Source organism: 'Chrysanthemum coronarium' phytoplasma, from assembly GCF_000744065.1.
In the GTDB taxonomy this organism is placed as follows: domain Bacteria; phylum Bacillota_I; class Bacilli_A; order Acholeplasmatales; family Acholeplasmataceae; genus Phytoplasma; species Phytoplasma asteris.
The window spans coordinates 1-2,150 of record NZ_BBIY01000078.1 but is presented as its reverse complement, the minus strand read 5'-3'; the positions used below and the strand labels follow the sequence as shown (position 1 = coordinate 2,150).

General features: G+C 24.2%; 4 protein-coding genes. 1 reads left to right on the top strand and 3 read right to left on the bottom strand.

What is annotated here, in order from left to right:
* Nucleotides 1–561, bottom strand: a 561-nt coding sequence (locus OYV_RS03540) for a DEAD/DEAH box helicase (RefSeq protein ID WP_042068321.1), incomplete at its 3' end; no start/stop codon positions are given.
* Nucleotides 562–745: 184 nt separating this feature from the next.
* Between OYV_RS03540 and OYV_RS03535 the strand changes: the two genes are divergently transcribed.
* Nucleotides 746–997 carry a hypothetical protein gene (locus OYV_RS03535; protein ID WP_042068320.1) on the top strand — a complete coding sequence of 84 codons (252 nt, stop codon included), beginning with the start codon at nt 746–748 and terminating at the stop codon, nt 995–997.
* Nucleotides 998–1,231: 234 nt separating this feature from the next.
* On the opposite strand, the gene OYV_RS03530 is transcribed toward OYV_RS03535, so the two are convergent.
* Entirely contained in the window at nt 1,232–1,483 is a 252-nt protein-coding gene (locus tag OYV_RS03530; RefSeq protein ID WP_042068319.1) for a hypothetical protein, read from the bottom strand.
* A gap of 6 nt (nt 1,484–1,489) precedes the next feature.
* A complete protein-coding gene (locus tag OYV_RS03525; protein WP_042068318.1) occupies nt 1,490–1,843 on the bottom strand; it encodes a hypothetical protein in 354 nt (117 codons plus the stop codon).
* Nucleotides 1,844–2,150 lie beyond the last annotated feature (307 nt).

Below are 2,150 nucleotides of genomic sequence, written 5' to 3'. Positions count from 1 at the left end.
AAAATAACGATTAATAAAAGGTTTTAATTGTTCGGTAATGGTAGCTGAAAATAATAAAATTTTGGCTTTAAGATGATTAATTAAAGGGTCTAGGGAAGTTAAAAATACCTCATCAAACATCATGTCAGCTTCATCAAGGACTAAATAAGATACATATTTTAAGTTAATTTTTTTGAGTTTAAACGCGTATTCTAATAACTTATCGGGAGTTGCAATAATTAATGGAGGTTGTTTTTTTTCAAAAGTAGCAATTGCTTTTTGTTTATCCATTCCTCCGTAAAGAATTTTGGTAAAATTAGTTTTTTCAATTTGTTTAAACATTTCCCATACTTGAAATACTAAATCATTGGTAGGGACTAAAATAATTGCTTGAGTAAATGGTTTTTGGAAATCAATTTTACTTAATATCGGTAAAAGATAAGCATGGGTTTTGCCTGTTCCTGTAGGAGCAATTCCTACTAGATTACCTGGTTTTTCAAATTGTGAAAAGACTTCTTTTTGGATGGGAGTTAAAGTTTGGAATTGAAGTTGTAATATTTTTTTTTGAATATAGTTTTGCAAGTTAAAAACCTCCTTAAATCATATATATTATACCAGTATTTTGGTAATTTGGAAGTATTTTAGTAATAAATTAATTTTGTTGCAATAAATTGTTGAAAAAAACTTATTTCCAGTTAAAATATAAGTAAGTCTTTGACTTGATTATAAATTATAATGACATATATTAAGGAAAGAAAATAGGGTAATGAAAACAAATAAAAATAATAAGAATAATGATAATAAGAAAAAGAAAAAACAAAACAATAATGATTTAAAACAAAGTAAGAAATATAATAATAAAACTAAATTAACCAAAGATAATAAAAATGTTAAATCAAATAAAAAAGGTTTTAACTTTAGTTTTTCTAATTTATTAGCTTGGGGTGTTGTTGTTTGTTTGTGTTCAATTCCTTTATATTATATATCTGCTACTGTTTGGGAACAAATAAAGAAATAATTAAAATTTAATCTAAGATATAAAAAAAACTATTTTCTTAATGAAAATAGTTTTTATCTTTATATATGGATTGTTTAGTTAATCAATTGTTATTTAGTATTTTTGTTTAATTCTTCTTTTCCTTTGGGAGATAATTCTTTGTATATTACATTATAAAGATTTTGTTGTTCTTTTAAGGCATAATCTAATTTTATCTTGTCTCTTTTAATTTCAGTTTCTAGATTATTTTTTGCCTTAATTGCTTTTTTTTGCAGCTAACTCGGATTCGATTTTAGTTTGTAATTCCTTTTCTGGTGTTATTCCCCTCATTTGTTGCTGATATAAATTAAAATTTTTAATATGTTCATCATATTCCTTTTGATATTGTTCTATTTTGGGGTCTTTTTCTTTAGTAGCAATTTTTCTTTGTAATTCTTCAATTTTTCTTTGATAATCTTCAATCTCTTTTTTTATTTCTTTTAATTCATTAATTTTGTTACGGTCCAAGCTTGTTTAGTTATTTTCTGATTCATTTTTTCCTTTATCAATGAACGATTTATCTTTATCTATGTTGTTAATTAAGTCGTTATTGTGTTTAATTCCATCATCTATTTTAATCATTTCTGGTAATTGTTGGTTTTGAAAAGTTGCAGCTTTAATGCGTTCTAAGGCTTCATCAATCTGTTGTTTATATTCGTTATATGCTTTTGGTGATAATTTATTTTTTAGTTTAGGTAGTAAAAAAGATTGCATTATGTGTTTCATGAAGTTTAAACCGTCTTCTTGGGTTGGTTCAATTCCTTTTCTTTCGATTTCTTGTTTTATGTCATCCATTTTATTTTTAATATCTAAAGTTGCATTTGCCATATAGTATTCAAATTCAAATTTAGAATTAAGTTGTCTAAATAAATGAAACAGTTAGTTATTGCTTCCTGTTGTGCTTGTAGTTGTTTTGCTTGTGTCTTCTTTGGCAGGTTCTTGTTTAGATTTTAAAACTCAACAAATACCTAAAATTAATCCTAACATTAATACTGTAAATGCTACTGTTAATATTATAAAATTTTTATTATTTTTTTGTTGTAAATGCATTTTCAATTCCTTTTTATTTAATTTATTAGTTATATTGAATTAAGTAATTTCTCTTTTTCTCTAAGTTTTTCCAATTCTTATAAAA